The sequence below is a fragment of the Acidobacteriota bacterium genome (assembly GCA_038040445.1).
GTDB classification, from domain to species: Bacteria; Acidobacteriota; Blastocatellia; order UBA7656; family UBA7656; genus Onstottus_A; species Onstottus_A frigus.
The window spans coordinates 97,313-116,460 of the sequence record JBBPIG010000007.1 but is presented as its reverse complement, the minus strand read 5'-3'; the positions used below and the strand labels follow the sequence as shown (position 1 = coordinate 116,460).

At 56.1% G+C, this 19,148-nt stretch carries 20 protein-coding genes; 6 read left to right on the top strand and 14 right to left on the bottom strand.

Features of this window, described 5'->3' with window-relative positions; genetic code table 11:
* Positions 1-157 precede the first annotated feature (157 nt).
* A complete protein-coding gene (locus AABO57_09715) occupies positions 158-1,234 on the top strand; it encodes a hypothetical protein (protein ID MEK6286004.1) in 1,077 nt (358 codons plus the stop codon).
* A gap of 53 nt (positions 1,235-1,287) precedes the next feature.
* Here AABO57_09715 and AABO57_09710 read toward each other — a convergent pair whose 3' ends face one another.
* From AABO57_09710 to AABO57_09695, 4 genes are all read right to left on the bottom strand, one after another.
* Positions 1,288-2,790 (bottom strand): thioredoxin domain-containing protein, encoded by a 1,503-nt coding sequence (locus AABO57_09710; protein MEK6286003.1) that lies wholly within the window; start codon positions 2,788-2,790, stop codon positions 1,288-1,290.
* Positions 2,791-3,136: 346 nt separating this feature from the next.
* Complete coding sequence (locus AABO57_09705; GenBank protein ID MEK6286002.1) at positions 3,137-3,544, bottom strand: hypothetical protein; 408 nt, start codon at positions 3,542-3,544, stop codon at positions 3,137-3,139.
* Positions 3,545-3,605: 61 nt separating this feature from the next.
* Positions 3,606-4,007, bottom strand: a complete 402-nt coding sequence (locus AABO57_09700) for a PIN domain-containing protein (protein ID MEK6286001.1) — start codon at positions 4,005-4,007, stop codon at positions 3,606-3,608.
* Positions 4,004-4,228: a hypothetical protein gene (locus tag AABO57_09695; GenBank protein ID MEK6286000.1), complete on the bottom strand. Its 225-nt coding sequence runs from the start codon at positions 4,226-4,228 to the stop codon at positions 4,004-4,006. The genes AABO57_09700 and AABO57_09695 overlap by 4 nt, the downstream gene beginning before the upstream one ends.
* Positions 4,229-4,428: 200 nt before the next feature.
* Here AABO57_09695 and AABO57_09690 point away from each other — a divergent pair, with 200 nt between their 5' ends.
* A complete protein-coding gene (locus tag AABO57_09690; protein ID MEK6285999.1) occupies positions 4,429-5,733 on the top strand; it encodes a metallophosphoesterase in 1,305 nt (434 codons plus the stop codon).
* A gap of 45 nt (positions 5,734-5,778) precedes the next feature.
* Here the strand turns inward: AABO57_09690 and AABO57_09685 are convergent, their stop codons facing one another.
* Positions 5,779-6,330, bottom strand: coding sequence for a hypothetical protein (locus AABO57_09685; GenBank protein MEK6285998.1), 552 nt, complete (start codon positions 6,328-6,330; stop codon positions 5,779-5,781).
* Positions 6,331-6,679: 349 nt separating this feature from the next.
* Here AABO57_09685 and AABO57_09680 point away from each other — a divergent pair, with 349 nt between their 5' ends.
* Complete coding sequence (locus AABO57_09680; GenBank protein MEK6285997.1) at positions 6,680-8,035, top strand: amidohydrolase family protein; 1,356 nt, start codon at positions 6,680-6,682, stop codon at positions 8,033-8,035.
* A gap of 233 nt (positions 8,036-8,268) precedes the next feature.
* Here AABO57_09680 and AABO57_09675 read toward each other — a convergent pair whose 3' ends face one another.
* Positions 8,269-9,318, bottom strand: a complete 1,050-nt coding sequence (locus AABO57_09675) for a hypothetical protein (protein MEK6285996.1) — start codon at positions 9,316-9,318, stop codon at positions 8,269-8,271.
* A gap of 409 nt (positions 9,319-9,727) precedes the next feature.
* On the opposite strand from AABO57_09675, the gene rlmN reads away from it, so the two are divergent.
* Positions 9,728-10,798, top strand: coding sequence for a 23S rRNA (adenine(2503)-C(2))-methyltransferase RlmN (gene rlmN, locus AABO57_09670; GenBank protein MEK6285995.1), 1,071 nt, complete (start codon positions 9,728-9,730; stop codon positions 10,796-10,798).
* 194 nt (positions 10,799-10,992) lie between these two features.
* Here rlmN and AABO57_09665 read toward each other — a convergent pair whose 3' ends face one another.
* From AABO57_09665 to hpnJ, 6 genes are all read right to left on the bottom strand, one after another.
* Positions 10,993-11,166 carry a hypothetical protein gene (locus AABO57_09665; protein ID MEK6285994.1) on the bottom strand — a complete coding sequence of 58 codons (174 nt, stop codon included), beginning with the start codon at positions 11,164-11,166 and terminating at the stop codon, positions 10,993-10,995.
* 114 nt (positions 11,167-11,280) lie between these two features.
* Positions 11,281-12,474 (bottom strand): bacteriohopanetetrol glucosamine biosynthesis glycosyltransferase HpnI, encoded by a 1,194-nt coding sequence (gene hpnI, locus AABO57_09660; protein MEK6285993.1) that lies wholly within the window; start codon positions 12,472-12,474, stop codon positions 11,281-11,283.
* Between the two features lie 12 nt (positions 12,475-12,486).
* Entirely contained in the window at positions 12,487-12,858 is a 372-nt protein-coding gene (locus AABO57_09655; protein ID MEK6285992.1) for an EamA family transporter, read from the bottom strand.
* On the bottom strand, positions 12,855-13,298 hold the full coding sequence (locus tag AABO57_09650) for an EamA family transporter (protein ID MEK6285991.1): 444 nt from the start codon (positions 13,296-13,298) through the stop codon (positions 12,855-12,857). Before AABO57_09650 ends, AABO57_09655 begins: the two co-directional genes overlap by 4 nt.
* Positions 13,295-14,203, bottom strand: coding sequence for a hopanoid biosynthesis-associated protein HpnK (gene hpnK / locus AABO57_09645; protein ID MEK6285990.1), 909 nt, complete (start codon positions 14,201-14,203; stop codon positions 13,295-13,297). The genes AABO57_09650 and hpnK overlap by 4 nt, the downstream gene beginning before the upstream one ends.
* Positions 14,204-14,274: 71 nt before the next feature.
* The gene (gene hpnJ / locus AABO57_09640) at positions 14,275-15,711 is read right to left on the bottom strand and encodes a hopanoid biosynthesis associated radical SAM protein HpnJ (protein MEK6285989.1); all 1,437 of its coding nucleotides are present in this window, start codon (positions 15,709-15,711) and stop codon (positions 14,275-14,277) included.
* Positions 15,712-15,802: 91 nt separating this feature from the next.
* Between hpnJ and AABO57_09635 the strand changes: the two genes are divergently transcribed.
* Together AABO57_09635 and AABO57_09630 are read left to right on the top strand one after the other, a co-directional pair.
* A complete protein-coding gene (locus AABO57_09635) occupies positions 15,803-16,141 on the top strand; it encodes a hypothetical protein (GenBank protein MEK6285988.1) in 339 nt (112 codons plus the stop codon).
* A 298-nt stretch (positions 16,142-16,439) separates the two neighbouring features.
* Complete coding sequence (locus AABO57_09630; GenBank protein MEK6285987.1) at positions 16,440-16,826, top strand: VOC family protein; 387 nt, start codon at positions 16,440-16,442, stop codon at positions 16,824-16,826.
* A 118-nt stretch (positions 16,827-16,944) separates the two neighbouring features.
* Here AABO57_09630 and AABO57_09625 read toward each other — a convergent pair whose 3' ends face one another.
* Positions 16,945-18,036, bottom strand: coding sequence for a hypothetical protein (locus AABO57_09625; GenBank protein MEK6285986.1), 1,092 nt, complete (start codon positions 18,034-18,036; stop codon positions 16,945-16,947).
* A 21-nt stretch (positions 18,037-18,057) separates the two neighbouring features.
* A complete protein-coding gene (locus tag AABO57_09620; GenBank protein ID MEK6285985.1) occupies positions 18,058-19,146 on the bottom strand; it encodes a zf-HC2 domain-containing protein in 1,089 nt (362 codons plus the stop codon).
* Between the last annotated feature and the right edge of the window lie 2 nt (positions 19,147-19,148).

Here is a 19,148-nt window from a genome sequence, read left to right as displayed (position 1 = left end):
CGGCAAGTCTCTAGTTCATTTCGACTCGCCAACCGCGTAGAGATTGCGCGGCTGTTCATCGGGTAATTAGGCCGACGTTAGGCGAGCCGATTTCGTCTGTCATTGTCTGCTTGTGAACGGCTCAGAGCAAGCGATATAAATAAGTTCGGAGGTATCCGTGAACAAGCGCGCATCAAAGTTCGCGATGGTGTTTAGAACGAAGACTGGAATGGACCCCTCACGGGTATCAAGACCGCCTGATGAGGAACAGGCGAGTGAACCAACTGGACAATCTAACATCCCCCGCTACCGTGACTGCGAATACTGTGGCGAACTCGTGCCAGTATTCGACTATCAAGAACACCTCAGAGATGTCTGCCCCGAGAATCCAGCATACGGTACCTGTGAGCGTTGCGGCCTTAGAGCAATCGGGAGTCACTACAATCAACACGTCGCTAGCAATACGTGCCGCAGCGCGGCAGAAATTGCCAGCACCCGAGCGCGCGAGAAACGCCACGAACAAGCCCGAAAGAAAAAGCGCGACGCGATGATTGTTTTTGTCGAGTGCGGACCTCCTGAAATCGGAAGCGAGTACTTCCAGGGAATGTTTGGCATTGTATCGAAGTGGTATTCTCAGCGCCTCCAGATCGAGCGTGACTCCCAAGGCGCCAGTTTCGACGCGGATTCCTTCTGGGCAGATGACAAGATAGCCGAAGAAATGATCTGTGCAATAACGAAGCGCGCGAAGTTGAAGCCGGGAACGAACGAGCCTGTCTTGCGAAAAGGCCGGCCAGTCTTTATTCGAAGCGGAGTAAGTACCCGACTCGTTGCTGTGGCTGTTTCGTTTGTTCGCAAGGGGGTGCGCAGCGTTCGTGCGCTACAGGCTCTTTGCCGTAAGTCGAATTCGGTTGCGCACGCTCTCAAACAAGCCGACCAACTCGGCAGCATCCTTCGCATGGTCCCTCGTCTCGTGGCGTCCGGCCTCTGCGCGAACAACAGGGAGGCGAATAAGGCGAAGACCGCCGCAATCGAGGGATGGGAGAACGGCGGCAAGGCTCCCGCCACTAGCGCACGGACTGCATTGATTGCTTCGCTCTATGGGTCGCCAGTAACATCGGCTCAAGTCCATTCACTCGAAGCCGCGTTGTCCGCTTGGGAGGATGCTCGACGTACAAGGAAAAGGACTCCAGCACCCTTGAAGTTTGACGTGATTTTCGAAAAGACGCACCCTGCCTTCGCGAAGCGTTCAAGCTAGGAACTCGAATCTTGAATACAAGAAGCTAACCGCCGCATCATAATTTCCGTGCACTATTTTGCTGCAAGGACCTTATCAATCATGTTGACGATAGCAGCTCTGGAGAATGCGCCATCCTTACGGTCCTTCACTTTTCCGCCCCTGAAGAGAAGCAGACCAGGACCCCAGGAACCGCCCGCTCGATACCTGTAATGAGTACTTTGGTTGATAGACGCATCCAGTCTTAGAACTCGGATTCTGCCCTTATACAGTCCTGCTATCTCCACAACAGTTGGGGCCATAAGTTTGCAAACTCTATCGTCGTCGTCATAGAAATAAACCAAAGTCGGAATAGCAGATTTGACTTCTGAGTCGAAGTCGCTTTCTAGGACATCAGGTATTGCAGCTAGGATCACGGACACGCGAGATGGAGGCTCTGGCTCTACTCGTCTTCGATCTTCAGCAACCTCAATCTTGAAATCTTCGGGCCGCTCGATTAAACGAGCAATAGTTTGCATTGACGTGGTGCCCTTGATTCGGCCACGCGCTGCACCATCCTTGAACAAAATAAGCACGGGAGCGCTAAGAGGGCCTGCGTTGTATTTGCTAGAGATATTTCGATGAATGCTGGAATCAATCTGTAGCACTTTGATTTTACCCTTGTAGCTCTCTGCTATTTGCGCGACCAACGGGGACACTACCTTACATGCGTCTTGGAAACTCGCGTGAAAGTACACAAGGACAGGGATTGAAGACTTGAGCACCTCATCGTCAAAATCACTTTCTGGGACGGTTGGTATTGTCACTAATGGATCCTTATCCTTCTGCGAGGGTTCCTTCTCTCTTGCCTGACTTGACTGAATCTTGAAGTCCTCAGGTTTTTCAATGAGGCGAGTTACGGTTTGCTTTGATGCTGCCCCGAAGAACTGACCAACCGGTTTGCCGTCTTTGAAGATCATGAGGAGTGGAATAGTGGAGAACGTTGCACCGTACTGGGTAGACACTACTCTGTTGATCCGCACGTCGAGCGCCACGAGTTTGATCTTATCCCGTTGGTCGCCAACGGCTGCTAGAACAGCCGGGGCCGTCTGATCACACGATTCATACGGTTCTGCACAAAAGAACACCAAGACAGGTTTAGTGGCTTTCAGGACCTCTTGGGGAAAGTCTCCCTCAACGATATGAGGTAGAGTCTCTTTAAACGGTGAACGCGGCGGGTCCGTTATTCGCGGCACTTCGACTTTCGGCGCTTTGTAGACCGGTTCCAGGTCTAGCGGGTCACTTGCATCCGCTGCCGAGGGCTTAGGCTCAGGTACTGAAGTCGGCGGTTTGGCCGTTGAATCGGTGTGTGTTTCCGATGGAGATGTATTCGTAGCCGCCGCATTAGCGTCCTGTGCGGCCTTCTCCTTAACCATCCATCGGTCAACACCAACCAAGAGAACCGCCAAAACGAGCCCGGTCACTAAGACAACCACCCTAGTATGTCGTCTTGACTTATTGGATAGCTTCTCCGATGTCCAGACCGCAATCATTGCGACCGACCACGCCGCTGCTATCAATAGGTGCGCGAGAGTCATATTGATAACTCCCGCAACTTGAAATGCGCTGACAATGAGACTGACAACCAGCGCAAAAGCACCGCTGCCAATAAGCGTGGCGATCTCCCGACGGCCCATGCCGCGAAGCTTACTCGCGCGGGACTCCCCGCATCAAGCAGACAACCAAAACCAGCAACACCCCTTGATAAGGCACCAGAGTCTTTTTGGGGCAAACGAATTCTTTTTGAGGCAGATTGCGTTTCTAAGGCAAAGCCGATGAACAGGATGCTCGAAAGAGCATGCGCTGTTCATCCTTTTTCATTCCCTCGTCTCTTCGGCTTTATTAGGCGCTGCGTCGCGTCAATCCGTTGCGCTCATCCCATCTCTACCCCGCGCCGTCAACGACGTGAACGCCACCTAACCAAAGATCTATGCCGTTGGTCTCGCTGAAGTCGCGCTCGCCCGCAAGCACTGCTCGTCCAGTTTCAGTCAGCTCAAACGAAACGTCGTAGTAGCGAGTCGACTTGAATGGTGGGTCGTCACCGAGTCCGCTTAACGTGATCAGCGGATCTTTGGCTTCACCGAGGCGCTTCATCGCGCACCAGAACTGCGAATCTCCCATTCCGTAGACGGGCTCGGCCTTTCCGAATCTCGGGAACAGTGATTTGAATCCGCTCGCGCCGTTTGAAATCATCTCCAACGCCGTGTTCTCGACGCGCCCCAGACCGTTCTTCACCGAAGGAAACCGCATCAATGTTCCTGCGGTGGAGTCTCCGTTGTGAATGTGCAGCATAGATCTGCTCTCTCGGAAGTCTTGCTCGCTCTCACACGCCTGCGACGTGATTGAGCTCGATCTACCTTAACAGCGCTTTAAACCCGGCTTGTTCGAAGTGGTGGTCGCCCGTTAGCGCTTCAGTGATCTCCTGCCGTCGCATGACAACAAACGAAATGCAATCGGTGAGGGACCAGTCCTTATCGGGACGGGTGCGGTATAGTTCCATTCCTTCATTGAAGATGTCCTGTTCCGGTTGGACTACTGAAACCTGTGGATCGACTCGCAGTGCGTCGTAGAAACTCGTGAAAGCCTGGCGGTTACTGGCGTCAGCCATACCATCGGCGAGTTCAGTGATGATCCACGCTGTCGTGACCATCAACTCATTGTAGGTTCTTGTGAATTCGACAGCGCGAGTATGCGCCGCGTCAGTTGGGCTAAGCAGAGCGATGTAATAGAAGGTATCGGCGAACAGCGTTCTCATTTCTTAGGGCGCCCGTGAATGTAGTGATCGTGATTCTCTGCCATGTCGCTCGGTAGTCCTTTCGCGGTCCCGGCGAACTTAAGCAGCCGCTGACCTAGCGTCTCGCCGGTCGGCTCCACAGTCAAAACCCGCACTCGGGTGCCCTCTGGCAAAGAGTCACCGTTCTCCAGGACGACGACCCCATTCACTACCTTTCCTTCATATTCGGATCTGTTTTCCATAAGCATGCTTCCTTAGTGGCACCAATTCTAACACAGCTCGACACGCACTTTGCACAGGCGGGGACACGCACCGACCGGTGGGCCAAGCCGGTCGATAAACAGCAATGTCACGCGCGCGCGACGGCAAGTCGACTCTAACTTTCAAGCGCGCAGCGCAGCCTGTATCATAAACCAAAGGAGTCGCCCCCAAGAGGTACCCGTTGAACCATCTGCACACGGCAATCACCCAACTCTTAGCGCTCGCCGATCAAACGTTGTTGCTTATCGGAGCGCGTACCGTGTTTGCGCTGCTGCTCGTCGCGGTCCAGCTTTATGTGCTTCGGGCGATGCTGCGAATCATACGGTCGATGCAGCTAATCCCGAGGAAGGAAAAGAGTCTGATCGCAGCCGCTGTCGCTCTCTTGGTGATCGTGAACGTGCCTCTTGTATTCTTCATTGTCGAAGGACTGGTCACTCCGCGCAGGTTGCTCCTGTATGCCCCGCCGTCAGCATACGAGTCGACGATTCGCCCTTTTGCTTACACGTTCTTCGTATGGACAATCGGTTCGTTGTTCTTTGCGGCGGCGGCTCCGATAGCGATGGCTTGTTTTGCCGGCGTCCAGTTCTTCAGGCGTAAGAAGAGCGATCCCAGGGAAGAAGGGGTAACGGTGGAGGTGTTCGATCTTTCGCGCCGCCGGTTCTTGCAGATGGCGTTGACCGCGATTGCCGCGATGCCGTTTGCAATCGCGGCTTATGGCGCGGTTGCAGCGCGCACTCGTAAGGTTGTTGAAAAAGTCTTTGTTCCGATCTCCGGTCTTCCGCCTCAACTCGACGGGCTAACTATCGTTCAACTCAGCGACATTCACTCGGGGATGTTCATGCGAGAGTCGCAGATGGCTGAGTACGCCCGCATCGCCAGCAGCCTCAAGCCCGACGTTATCGCGTTGACTGGTGACTTCGTTGCTACTCACAGCGATCAGGTTGAGCCCTTCATGAACGCGATGACATTGCTCGAGGCAAAGTACGGTGTGTTCGCATGTCTGGGCAATCACGACATGTTCACTCGCTCGGAGGAAGCGCTCGCGCGCCGCTTCACGAGAGCCGGCTTCAAGCTGCTGAGAAACAAAAGCGAGATCATCGACATCGGCGGGGCAAAGCTAAATATCATCGGAGTGGATTATCTGTTCGCATCGAGAGCGACCGCCAGCACGCTCAATCATGTTCTAAGCGAGCTGTCGTTGGAAGGCACGACGATTCTGCTTCAGCACGCTCCGCAGTTGTTCCCTCTAGCCGCCAAGTTTGGAATAGACTTAACGCTGTCGGGCCACACACACGGAGGTCAGATAGCGCTGACCATCGGAGACCTGATCATCGCTCCGGCTCGCTTTTCGACGATGTTTCTAGCGGGTCTGTTCAAGATCGGCGACTCGCACCTTTACGTGAACCGCGGGCTCGGGACAACGGGACCGCCTATCAGGATCAATGCGCCACCCGAGATCACTCACATAACGCTCAGAGCGGCATAGATGCGATTTCCTGAGACCGACCCAAGGACGACGACCTGGCTGGCTCTACCGAGGCCAGAGCCAGCCGAAAACGCCTGCCGTCAGCAGCCCGTAAATCAGCCCGTCGAACATCTGCTTAATCGTCGTGCTCCAGCGCTGACCCTTCCAGATCGATTCCTGTGCCTGCCCGGCGGCATAGCTCAGAAAGGCCACGCACCCGGCCACACGAAAGACTCTCAGGTATTCCGCTTTCGGGGCGAGTGTGCTCCCGGCGAGGTACGCAACGAAAATGCTGATCACTACGCAGTAAATGAACCACAGTAGCAGGTACTTACTCATGGCGGGCGGGCCGCTTGATATCACGTTGATCGTCCCGACTGGTCCTTTCTTTTGCTTCTCGATGGTCTCAGGGTCGCTCATCTTCGTAGAGTGAGGAAACATGTAGTTGCCAGGACCCACACCCTCATTGCGCAGGCATTCGAGCACCTTGTCCTCGTTGGGCAGCTTCGAGTAATCGTTCTTGTGGTATCGCAGAGCCATATGAAGGATGGAACTGGCGATGAACACGACAACCGCTGACAACAGGATCGGGAGCCACAACTCAGTCAGATTTACCATCTCAGCACTCTCCTTGTGGGGTCGGTTGCTCGCCGTCTTCTGGCGAAGCTTGAGATAACGGATGTGACAGCCACTCGTTCGATACCCTTTTCCCCAGGGCGCGGCTGCTGGAATCCTTCGAGCGAATGGTGAACCTATTTTGATTTACGGTTGTCTGTCAAGCGTAATGTCGTGAATGAGCCTTGCCCTGTGCTTGAGCAACTCCTGCCGGTTCCAGTAAGGTGTGGCTTGGCAACTGCCGCAGAGACGTCCGCTTGAACTCGCGATGATCGCGCCGAGCGCGATTCAGCGCACAAGGCTGGCGTTGCGTGAATAACCCAGTTCTTAACCCTGACTCGAGGAGCAAATCATGAGAATGAGACTAGCCGCATTCTGTCTGATCTTGGCGATGCCACTGGCTGAGGCGGCCGCGCAGTCGCAGCCCGCGCCGATTACCGCGATCAAGGCCGGACGTTTGATTGATCCTGAAACCGGGACAGTCGCTGCTAACCAGGTGATCTTGATTCAGGGAGAGAAGATTACCGCCGTCGGTCCCAACCTCGCCATTCCCGCCGGCGCGACGATCATCGATCTCGGAAAACTCACGGTGCTTCCAGGTCTGGTCGATGCGCACACGCATATGGCCATGACTTACAAGGATCAGCCCGAGAACAACTACTACTACCTCACCTACGTCATGGACTCGACGGCGTTGCGCGCGATTCAAGCCGCCTCGAACGGCATTCAACTTCTCAACTCGGGCTTCACCGTCATTCGAGACGTGGGAAACAACGGGCTTTATGCGGATACCGCGCTGCGACAGGCGATCGAGCAAGGCTGGCTGCCGGGGCCGACAATAATCCCCTCGGGAATTATCATCGGCAGCACCGGCGGGCAGTTCTGGCCGACGCCGGAAATGTACAAGCAGCACAACATCGTCTTTCCTGAATACATCGACGCGAACAGCCCAGACGAGATCGTCCGCGCGATCCGTGAGAACATGCTGTTCGGCGCCCGGGCGATCAAGCTGTGCATCGACTGCAAGCCCTGGGGTTACTCGGTCGAGGACATCAAGCTGGCCATCAGCGAGGCCGCGAAGGGCGGCTGCAAAGTTGAAGGGCACGTTCAGACAGCCGAGGGAGCGCAGCGCGCGATTGATGCCGGCATCTACATCATCGCGCACGGCAATGCGCTTACGCCCGATCATCATCGGCAGATGGCCGAAAAGGGAATCTTCCTCGCGGGGACCGACACGCCGTTCACAAAGTACCGGGGCAGTGAGGCGGCCTTCAAACAAGTGGTCGCCAAGCTGCGCGACGCGTGGGAGAAAAAAGTGCCGTTGACCTTCTCGACGGACCTCGACTACTGGAACGAGCGTATGAAGGACGAGAAGACAGGCGACTGGTTGAGCCGCGGTGACCTGACGATCGCCTTCATCGAGACGTGGAAAGCAGCCGGCATTCCCCCGGCGGACACCCTCCGTGCGATGACGATCAACGGCTACAAGGCGGCGGATATCATCAAGGAGCGCGGTCCGATCAAAGCGGGCTTCTTCGCCGATCTGATCGCGGTCGCGGGCGACCCGCTCAGCGACATCGACGCGTTGCGCAACGTGCAGTTCGTCATGAAGAACGGAATGGTGTTCAAGAAGGACGGCGTGATGATGCCTGAGAAGTTTTTCCACGCAGGTCCGGTCAGAATCCCAAGCGGCAGGTGGACTCGATAATCGTTCGCAACCCGAACTGGATTTGTAGCCAACAGCCGCTTCGAAACCGTCAGCGATACCCTCGTGGGGCGGCCTCGCGGTCAGCCGCAACCTGTCGGTTGGGAATCTCACACCCGACAGAGTCGAGGTCAGCGGGGAATGGTTCTCGGTGACCGGCCGTTGAAAAACAAACGCCCGGCTTCGCTGCCATCAGCGGAGCCGGGCGTCTCTCTTTACGTCTGCACTATCGCAGACTAGTAGTTGTAGGTCTGCAGATTAAGGATTCCCTGCAGAACGTTGCCTAGCAAGCTAAACACTCCGTTCGAGTTGCTGCCGTAGCGGAACCGGCCGTTGAAGCCGTCCTCGTAGCCGCGCCGGAAACCCTCGCGGAAGTAGTGGCGGTACTCGGGTAGATCAACATAGTACCCGTTATAACCGGCGGTTGCGTCCTGATACGCGAAGCTCTCCTGATAGTTGTTGCGCCAACGATCCTCTCGATCAGATTGGCCAGCGCGGACGCCCTCCTCATAGCCGTACCTCACAGCCTGCCGAAGCATGTCTGCGCCATAGTTATTTACCTCGTAGTATCTGCCACCGCGATTGTAGCGATACTGTGTAGGCGCGTAGGTGTAGCTCCAGCTTTGCAGCCGGGCCTGATCCTGACGCAGACGATCGAAATAGCGCTGCTGATAACGCAACTGCGCAACCCGGCGTTCCCGCTCGAGTATCTGCCGACGCTGCGAATCGAGGCGTTGCTGCTGAATCTGTTGCTGCCGATACTGATCCAGCCGCTGCCGCTGGCCTAGTTCGTCGCGACGCTGTCGCTCCTGCGCCAATTGCGGCGATTGTTGCTGGCGTGTCCCGCGCTGGACTTGACCGCTCCGTTGTTGAAGCTGCTGTTGACGTTGCTGTTCTAGCTGCTGCTGACGCTGCGCTTCGGCCTGGTTCTGTACTTGCCGTGCAGCCTTCTGTTGCTGGCGCTGCTGCTGAAGAACCTGCTCCTGCTGGGCCTGTGTCTGCTGCCTTTGAGTTCTTGCGGCCTGGCGCTGCTGCTGTTGTTGCGCTTGCTGCTGTTGCGCTTGCTGCGCCTGGGTCTGGTTCTGCTGTTTTCGCGCAGCCTTCTGTTGTTGCTGTTGGCTCTGCTGCTGCTGAGCCTGCTGCTGTTGTTGTTGTTTCCGTTCAGCCTTCTGTTGTCGGCGCTGCTCATCGGTTTGCTGCGCACTCGCTTGGACGCTTGTCCCCAGGAGTAACGCCGCGCCAATAACAGATGCGATCGTCATTTGCCTAAATGAATTGACTGTCATAGTAACCTCCCTGATCGATTCCATGATTGCATCGATCCACGATTGCATCGATCCACGATTGCATCGATCCACGATTGCATCGATCCACGATTGCATCGATCCACAAAGAGGTTGGCAAATGGCATACCACGCCGTAAATGTATGCATGATAAGGGTTCGTCCTTTGCGCGCACAAATACAGGCCCCGTTTAGTACACTGATGAACCTTATGGGTTACACTCATCGGCCACTCGTAAGACAGCGGTTAGGCCGCAAAGCAGCCGTCGAAAAACGGTCTGTTTTTCAGGGAGCCGAGGTGGATCGTCTGAACTAACTCAGCATAGCATGCCGAGTTAGAGATATTCACATGTCCCAGTCTCGCAGATGAGCTTCTTGCTGATCCGAGGCGCGGGTTCATATAATCCCTTCGATGAGCGGCGTCACAAAAGACACACAAACCGAGTTGATTGGTCTCACCCAGGACGGGTTGCGCGAATTCATGGTTGCGCTCGGCGAGAAACCCTATCGCGCGCGGCAGCTTCACGACGCGATCTACCGTCGCCGAATTACGAACGTGGATTCAATGACCGATCTGCCCAAGACTCTCCGGCGCATTCTGGGAGAGGCGGCGGTCGTTACCAACATGCAAATCGAAAGCGTGTTTCTATCGTCAGACGGAACGCGCCGATTCCTTTTAAGGCTCGTCGATGGATCTGAAGTCGAGTCGGTGTTCATGCCCGAAGAGCGCCGTGACACGATCTGCATTTCGAGTCAGGTCGGCTGCCCGCTTGCTTGCGGCTTTTGCATGACCGGTGTTCTCGGACTGAAGCGCAATATGACGGCTGGCGAAATGGTCTCCCAGGTGATCATCGTCCTGAATCAGGTCTATGGCAAAGGAGTCGCGGTGCCGCACCGCACGAACATAGTGATGATGGGAATGGGCGAGCCACTGCTGAACTACGACCAGGTGATCAGAGCTGTGCGCTTGCTCGCCGCCCAGGAAGGCCTGGCGATCGCGCCCCGTTACGTGACTCTTTCAACGGCCGGAATAGTTCCGCGAATCCACGATCTTGCAAAGGAAGAAGTCAGGCCGAGGTTGGCTATTTCGTTGACGGCGCCCAACGACGAGATTCGCGACCGTTTGTTTCCGATCAATCGCAAGTACCCGCTGAGTGAGTTGATCGAATCGTGCCGCCGTTATCCATTGAGCGAGCGCGAGCGACTGACATTCGAATACGTGATGCTGGATGGAATAAACGACAACGATCAACAAGCCCGCGAGCTCGTGCGGTTGCTGTCGGGCATTCGAGCGAAGGTGAATTTGATTCCGCACAATCCGGCGCCGGAACTTCCTTATGCCTCCTCGCCGATGGATCGAATACTCGCTTTTCAGAAGATCCTGACCGATGCCGGCTTGCCTTCGTTCATCCGTCGTCCGCGAGGCCAAGACATCTCGGCTGCATGCGGTCAGCTCGCGGCCCGTCATCAGGCCACAGCATAATCGCGTTTGGCTCTTCTCGGTTAATGCATTCTTGGAGTACAAACCAACATTGGGGTTCCAGGCAGAAGGAAACGCGGCACTAACCAAGGTGAAAATCGCCATCCATCCAGACTCTATCTTCACTCGATGATGAAGACAGCCAGTCGAAGGCTATGTTGTAAGCATCCTGGTCAAGGCGTTCTGGAACGTAGCACTCAATGCGGATTGCGGACCTTGGGGTGGGTTTTCTTGAACTCTTCAAAGTGGGCGCGCCTCCACTCCTCGATGCTCCGAAACCGCTGCAGTTCCTCCTTGCGCGATGTGATCTCGCGTCTGGGACGCAGCGACGGTCTCAGGTTGATTTTCTTCACCTCTGCTTCTTTGCGCATCGGCGCTCCTCTAGCGACTTACGTACTGAAGGCCAGATCGAGTGTAGCCGGACGATTGTGCTCGGTCAAGAGTGGTAGTGTCCCATTCTTGTGTTGCTGTCTATTGGAGACGCGTCACGAAGAATGAACTTGCGTAGCGTGGGTTTCCTCTCTTCCAACCTGAATCATCTTTCCGTTGCGGGCGACCTCGAACAGCCGCCCGCGCCATTCAACTCTCTTGCCGACCCAGCTCGAGCACCAGATCGCGAAACTCAGCAGATCGCGCACCGGCACAAGCCAAAAATACTTCTTCAGAATCTTATCGCCAAGCCAATGCACCCCTATCATCCAACCCATCGTCAGGCGCACCACCAGCGTCGTGGCGAGCAGCAATAGGCTGAACCTCGACGCGTTATCGACCGCCACGTTCAACAGCGCCAGCGCAGTCCCGTAAGTCAAGATCAAGCCGAGATAGCCTGCCGGCCGCGAGATCCGAGTCGAGCGAGCCCATCGCACCTGATGCCGCATCATCCCCGTGAAGCCGGCGGGCTGCATCGCCGTTTCGACGACGTGATCAGAAAGACAAACCTCATAGCCGGACTTCGCGATCAGATTGCCAAGCATGAAATCATCGGCGAGGTAGTCAGCAAGCGCTCGAAATCCTCCGATCGCTTCAAGCCTCGTCCGCGTCGTCGCCATCGTAGACCCCAGCGCGAACTTCACCCCTTCCAGCATCCACGCCATCAGCACACCCGGTGCGAACTCCGTCGATATTCCCACCGCTTCGAGCTTCGATGCGAAGTCAGGTGTTTCCGCTGCGCGATAGAGACAGGTCACCAGCCCGACTCGCTCATCTGAAAGGGGCGCGAGAATCTTGCGCAGGTAGTCGCGGCTAACTCGAATGTCGCTGTCGACGATGACAATTTGCTCGTACTTGACGTGCCCGAGCATGTTGTGAAGGTTGCTCACCTTAAGATTCTCCCCGATCGTTTCTTCAGAGATGACCAGGGCTATGTCTCGATCAGGAAAATTTGCGATTAGCTCTTGAACGATTGGCACCGAAGAGTCACGCGAGTCGCGCACGCCGAATACGATTTGATATTGGGCATAGTCCTGGCGGCAGAACCGGGCATAGTTCTCGTATGCTTTGAAATCGGCCCCGTGCAGCGGAATCATTATCGTCACCGGTAGAAAATTGACGCTGTCATCCAGCCTGGGCCTTGAAAAGAATCTGAACGCGGCGACAATGGACAATAGATAATAGACGTTGGCTGCCAGCGCGCAGCCGGCCAGGATGACCTTGATCGCTATGTAGGCAACGTGTATCAACGTTTATCTGGGCTACGAAGGTATCGAGATCAGCGCGACGCCAATGCAGACCAGCAGAATGCCGGCCCAACGTGTCGCGCTGATCGTCTCTCTTAGGAAGAGCCGTGCTGCGATCGTCGTGATGACGAAGCTGATCGAAGTTGCGGGAAGCACGAGGCTCAGATCGGCAAGCCTCAGCGCCCCAAGGAACGAGAAGTAGCTTATTGCCATGAACAGCACGCCGGTCAGAACGTATCGATTCGTGATTGCGCGCCAAGCAATGCGAAGCAGCTTTCCGGCATGAAGCGTTGAAATCTCGCCCAGTTGCTTCATGCCTTTCGTTATGAGCACATCGCCCGCCGAACCGCCAAGTACGACGAGCGCAATCAGCACCGCGGTCATCATTCCAGAACTCCTGCTGCTGGCAACTGGTCGCCTGGCGCTTCGGCCGCGCGAGCGCCGGAACGCGAGACGAACAGAACTCCTAGAGTGATTATCACGGCGCCCATCCATCTTCTGTTTGAGACTGATTCGCCTAAGAAGTAATAACCCGCCGCGACGTTCAACACGTAGCCGAACGCGGTAGCCGGGAGCACGAAACTCAAATCCGCCCACGAAAGCGCCGCCGAGAACAGCAGGAAGAACACGATCAGCAGCAGCGTGCCGACCCACACCAGCGGGCTCTGCATTGCTTGAAGGGCGATATGCAAGACTTGCGAGAGCGATTCGGAGAAACCGCCGCCGCCCGTCTCCAACGAAGCTATCGCCTTCATTCCTTTGGTCAGGCATACATCGCCGAAGGCTTGCGCGAAGATTGCGGTGATCAGCACGGCAGTTGTCTTCATCGGGTCGCTTCCGTTTCAAAGTAGTTGGTCAGCTTGATGCCAAGCTCGTGCACTTTTTCCTTTACCTTTCTGCTCGTCAGCGCTTCGAACTCAATCGAACACTGACGCTCCTCATCGTTGAGCAGTTTGTCGTCAGCATAAACAGCCGCATGAAAATATATCTCACTGGTTTCGGCGCTAAGGTTGTCGAGCGCATAAAGAAAGTACTGCTCGCTCATTCTGCCGCTTTGAAGATTGCCATATACCCGCTCCGGAAAGATGAAGCGGCTAGCGCGCAAGTTCCTTTTCATGTATCGCCCGAGCCCGCCAAACAACATCGCGTGGATCGTCTTCCGAAGAACATTGGTGCGATCAAACGCAAGGGCGAGCTCCCGCTCTTCAGCGGGCACTCGCATACGCCGCGCGCCGTATTTCGCGCCTAGTTCGAGCGCGGCGTTGAAGATCACCGGATGCACGTGCAGATGAAGATGTCCGTCGATATGCGAAAGCGGCAAGCCCGTCGAGTGAAACTTCTCGAACTGCGCGGCGATTTCTTTTCTCAGCTCGCGGCGCGCCCGCCGGGAGAAATAGTACTTCAGCCCGGCCAGCGTCGAGTTGTTTGAGAAGTTCCCCTGTTTATCGACCAGCGCCGGAATCTCCGAATGCGGAAGCACGCTTTTTCCCACGACCGTGACCAGGTGAATCCCCACTGCGAGACCTGGATTCTCCTTCGCAAGGTCGACCGCCTGCTGGAACGCGGCGCCGGTCACCATAAGGCTGGTGCTGGTCAGCACGCCTTCCCTGAACGCGCGAATGACTGCTTCGTTGACTTCCGCGGAGATGCCGAAATCATCAGCGTTGACGATCAACCGTCGTTGCTTTGCGGCGCCTCCGCGCGAGGTGTTGTCGATGCGAGTTTCAGGCAAAAGCGCGCTAGCGCTGCCTCTACTTCGAGAGGCAGCGCTAGATTGTGCTGTCGAACCTGATGACTGGCGGATCATCTGCTGGCTTGCGCTGCTACGAACTCTTTCCGTTTCGCGCGAAGCTGGAGAAACTCCTTCGCTTCCTTGTACAGGCGCTTGCGTTCGTGCCCGTTGAATGCCGCGCGGCGAACGATCCTGAAGATAATCCTCGGGCGGAAATAATAGCGATCGTAGAAGTGCTCGACCGCCTGCACGATCTCTTCACGACTCAGACCCGGATAGTGAATAGTCGGAAGCTGGTGGCCCATCTCGTCGGTCATATCCTCGATCTGGGTGAAGAAGTTGTTCTTCTTGAGATAGTCGTCGAGCTCAGTGCCAGGGTAGGAGTGGGCGATTGAAACTTGAATCGTCTCGCAATCAATCTCCTCGGCGAACTTTACTGTGCGCTTTATCGTCTCGGGCGTTTCACCCGGGAGGCCGATGATGAAGTCGCCGTGAACGACTATGCCGAGCTTCTTGCAATTCTTCATGAACTCGCGAGCCTGCTCGACGGTCGCGCCTTTCTTGATGTTCTTTAGTATTTGAGGATCGCCGGACTCGAAGCCTACGATCAGCAAGCGGCAGCCGGCTTCCTTCATCGCCTTGAGCGTCTCGTAGTCGGTGTGTACTCGCGAGGTGCACGACCAGGTCGTCTTGAGCGGCTTTAGCTTTTCACACACCGCGATCGTTCGGTTCTTCGCCCACGCGAAAGTGTCATCGTCGAAGAAAATCTCTTGAAGGTTAGGGAACAGCTCCCACGCGCGTTTGACTTCGGTGGCGACGTTCTCGGGACTTCGTGTGCGCCACGCATGCCCGCTAATCGTCTGCGGCCAAAGGCAGAACGTGCAAAGCGCCGGGCAGCCTCTGGACGTGTAAAACGAGATGTAAGGGTTAAGCAGAAACGGAACGTTATACCTGGTGATGTCCAGGTCGCGTTTGTAAATGTCCGACGCGAACGGCAGCGTGTCCAGATCGTGAAGCGGCGGCCGGTCCACGTTGTGAACTATGCGGCCATCCTTTCGATAGCTCACGCCTTGAATATCATCGAGCTCTTTCCCCTCAGCGAACTCCTTGAGTGAGTAATCGATCTCCTTCCTGACCACGAAGTCGATCGCCTCGGATGCAGTCAACGCCTGATCGGGCTGCGAAGTGACCGGCGGCCCGACGAACGCGAGTTTGAGATCGGGCTTCGCGGCCTTCATTAATTCGGCGAGCCGCACATCGTTCTTCCATCCCGGCGTGCTGGTGTAAAGAGCGACGAAGTCGTACCCTTTCGCAATCTCTATCGTCTCCTCCGGGGTGACCCCGTGAGGCGGCGCGTCGAGCAACCGGCTGTCTTTGATCATGCCCGCTGGATACGTCAGCCAAACCGGATACCAGAACGACGCGATCTCACGCGCAGCGGGCCAGCGCGAACCGGCGCCTCCATCAAAATTGGGGAATGAAGGCGGGTTGAGCAGCAGTGTTTTCATGGGGAACTCTCCAACAATGTCGTCAGAAGGCTTATACCTCGCGGCTCAAAGCGTAGTCAAGGACTTCAGATTCCAGTATACTAAGCGCCGTATGAGTCAAGGCATTGCGATCCTTTCCGCTGCGATCACCGTGTTTGCACTGGTGCTCTCCATCTTCGGCGCTTCGTGGCTCAACCAGCGGAATACCGAGCGAGTAGTTGAAGAACTAGGTAAGCGCTTCGACGCGCGATTCGATTCGGTGGAGACCCGAGTTGAAGAAGTGGAGAAGCGACTCGACCAGCGGATTGATTCGGTGGAAGTACGCCTCGATCGCATCGAGCGCCAACTGGAAGCCATCTTCAAGCCTGCCTTTATCAAACACGATAATATGAGTCTCCAGGTCAGTAAGCTACTTAGGCAAAGGCTCACCGCTTCTGAATCATTGCCTTAGCAACACTTGAGTTGTGAGCCGCTCGTGGCGCACAAAAACCAGATCCGGGATCACACCGCTGAACTCGCTGAAGATAACTCCCGGCGTAAGCCATAGCCTGCCAATTGGGTTCTGAATCAGGTAACCGTCAACGCTGCGGAACAGGTTACCGGAGACGCTTTGGTGTGTGAGGCTGGTGAGCGAGACGCGAATAGTTCCCCTTCAATGAGCTCATACCGGTTTGTTTGTCACCCGCCCAACGAGAGGCTATGTTAGGACCAGAATCAAAATCAGCGGCGAGGGTTTGGACGTCTATCGCATGAATCTCAATCAGGTCACCGTCCCATCAACCGACGTAGCTAGATCAGTCCAGTTCTATAAGCAGCTCGGGCTGATTCAGATCGTCGCCAGCTTGCCCAGCTACGCTCGCTTCGTTTGTCCCGATGGCGACGCGACCTTTTCAATTCATGTCGTGGATGCAGTCGCACCGGGAGAAAAGCCAGTCGTTTACTTTGAATGCGAGAACCTCGATGAGAAAGTCGCCGAGCTTAAGCAAAGAGGTATCCGGTTCGAGTCCGAACCAACAGACCAACACTGGCACTGGCGTGAGGCTTATCTGCGAGATCCCGATGGCAACCTGATTTGCCTTTACTATGCCGGAGAGAACAGGCTGAATCCGCCGTGGCGGCTCAGGCAGGAGCCTTAGGAAGGTATCCGCGCAAATCAGCCGAATCAGCGTCATCTGTGGTCTATGCGGCGCTGGCAATGTGATTATTCCGAACTCATAGACCACCGATCACACGGGTTTGACGGATTCGCACCGATCATCTCGCAAACGGATAGTTGGTATATTCATGTGACCACGGACCAGTGATCTTCAGCGCTTCAGCGTATCGCTTCGCCGGGTTGAAGAACAGCGCGCCCAGCGTTCCGCGATCGAACGAAAAATCAAGAGCGAAGGGGGAGATGCCTCGATCGCTCCCGAACGGCCCGCTGAATCGGTTCCCATCGTAAAAGCGCGGGACCTCTTCGATGTCTACAAGCTCGTCCTGATAACGATATGACCCGTCGAGCAGCTTGCCGTCGCCGGTCAATCTTCCATCTCGAAGCAACGGCCACAGCTTCATCGTTGTTGAATCGAGCTGATAAGCGACCTGACCTGAGCTTGTGTTCTCCGGCTCCTTCACCTCTTCACCCGCTCGCGCCGGGCGGAACAGCAGACCGATCCCGCCTTTGAAGCCGAAAGTGCCGTCCGCGTTCACGCGCACTTCGCTGTCCGAGTCCAGCGTTCCATAGATGCCGTGACCCTCCGCTTCCACGAATACACAAGCGTGAGTTCCCTCGTCGCTCGGCACACTGTTCGAGTCGACGGTTTGAAACTGGCCTGCCATTCGTGTCGCGCCAGACTCGATGCCTGAGCCGGAAATCGTGTACACGCTGCTGCGGTAATGAGCCTGGGTCCACAGCAGCACAACGCGACCGTCACTCTTACGGACGACCACCTGAAAGTTCTCGCCGTCGTTTTCGTGAGTGTCGTTCAGCCACACGGTGAAGCGGTTCCAATCGCGCGGGTGAAACAAGTGATACGCGATGAAGTAATGAGTCTCGGTTTCCAGAACGGCGTAGTAGACAGTTGGCTTCAGCACGAAACGATCGAAGTTCTCCCAGTTGTTGTTGCCCTCGAGATCGCCGTCGAAGTCAATGTTCGAGATGACGTCCTGCCGGCCGCCGCTTTTGCCCGTCTCAGCGTAGACGAACGGCGCGTACTGCTCGACGATCGGCGTTAACGATTCGCTTGCGGGCGGTGCTCCGCGATTTTGGTCAGCGGGCTTGCCCGAGCGTGAGAGGTGGTGGACGTTTGAAATGATCAGCAGGATGAGCAGCGCGCCGGCTATCCAAGCCGAGTGTTTCCGCAATCGTCTACCTCGGGTCATATTCTAGAACCACACCGTGTCCATCTCATCCTTCCAGGCTTCGAGCGTCTTCGGATCGAGCTGCAGCGTTCCTTCTCGCGTCACGCCGTTCGGCAAACCGACCAGCTCGATCATCCGGTTTAACACCTGAACTCGCCGGTCACCCTCGACCCGCGATAACAGATGCCACAACGTGAACGTGTCGCGCTCGCGAGACTCTTTCAACACTGTGCTGAACTCTGAATGGCTGCCGCCTTCGAAATCGAACTTCTCGAGCGCGCGCACGAAATCTTCAGAAGCATCGTCGAAGTAGGGCGTCCCCGGCCCGAATCCAAGCCGCGCCTCACACATCGCGCCGATCGGGACGTACGACTCACGTCCATTGCCAACCAGCTCGACCCAACCTGAAGTGACGTGCAAGAAGCTTCGACCCGCATCGTCCACCTCGAACGTGTACGCGCAGCCGAGGTCGATCGCCACCGCTGAGGGCGTGTCGACGAAGAAGAACCGTGGCGGCGCTGTGATCTTCGCGCTCATTCGGCCACGATCGAGCGCGAGACGATGTTCCGTGAGTCGAGTCTGCACCAGTCGTATGCGCGAGTTCGGATCCAGTTCAACCTCTCCGATCACGCCTATCGTGATCCGTGCTCGCGATGAATTGTCGGTCTCGAGCGTTTCGCCGGCGGCAATGCTCCCCTTGTCACTGATGTGGTTGCCATCGATTCGTACCGACCCGGAACTTTCAACAGGCCACTTAACTCCCGGAGCGTAATTGAACCACATCAATCCAATCGTCACCGCGACCAGGAGCACGGCGGTGGCAGCGGCAACGCGAAACCAACTGAAGCCGAAGGCAAGCCTCGGAGCCTTCGGTTGGAAGTCCGGCCGAGGCGAACGCTCATCCAACAACGCCTCGATCTCGCTCCACATCCCGGCCGGAGCCGTTGCCGGCGGGAGCTGCTGCGCCAACTGCATACCGAGCTTTATTTCGCCGTGCTGGTTGCGGCATCGCTCACACGCCAGCAGGTGTTCGCGCACGCCGCGCGCCTCCTGAGCCGGCAACTCGCCGTTGCAGTATGCCGATAGTTTTTTGATCACATGCTTTGTAAACATCT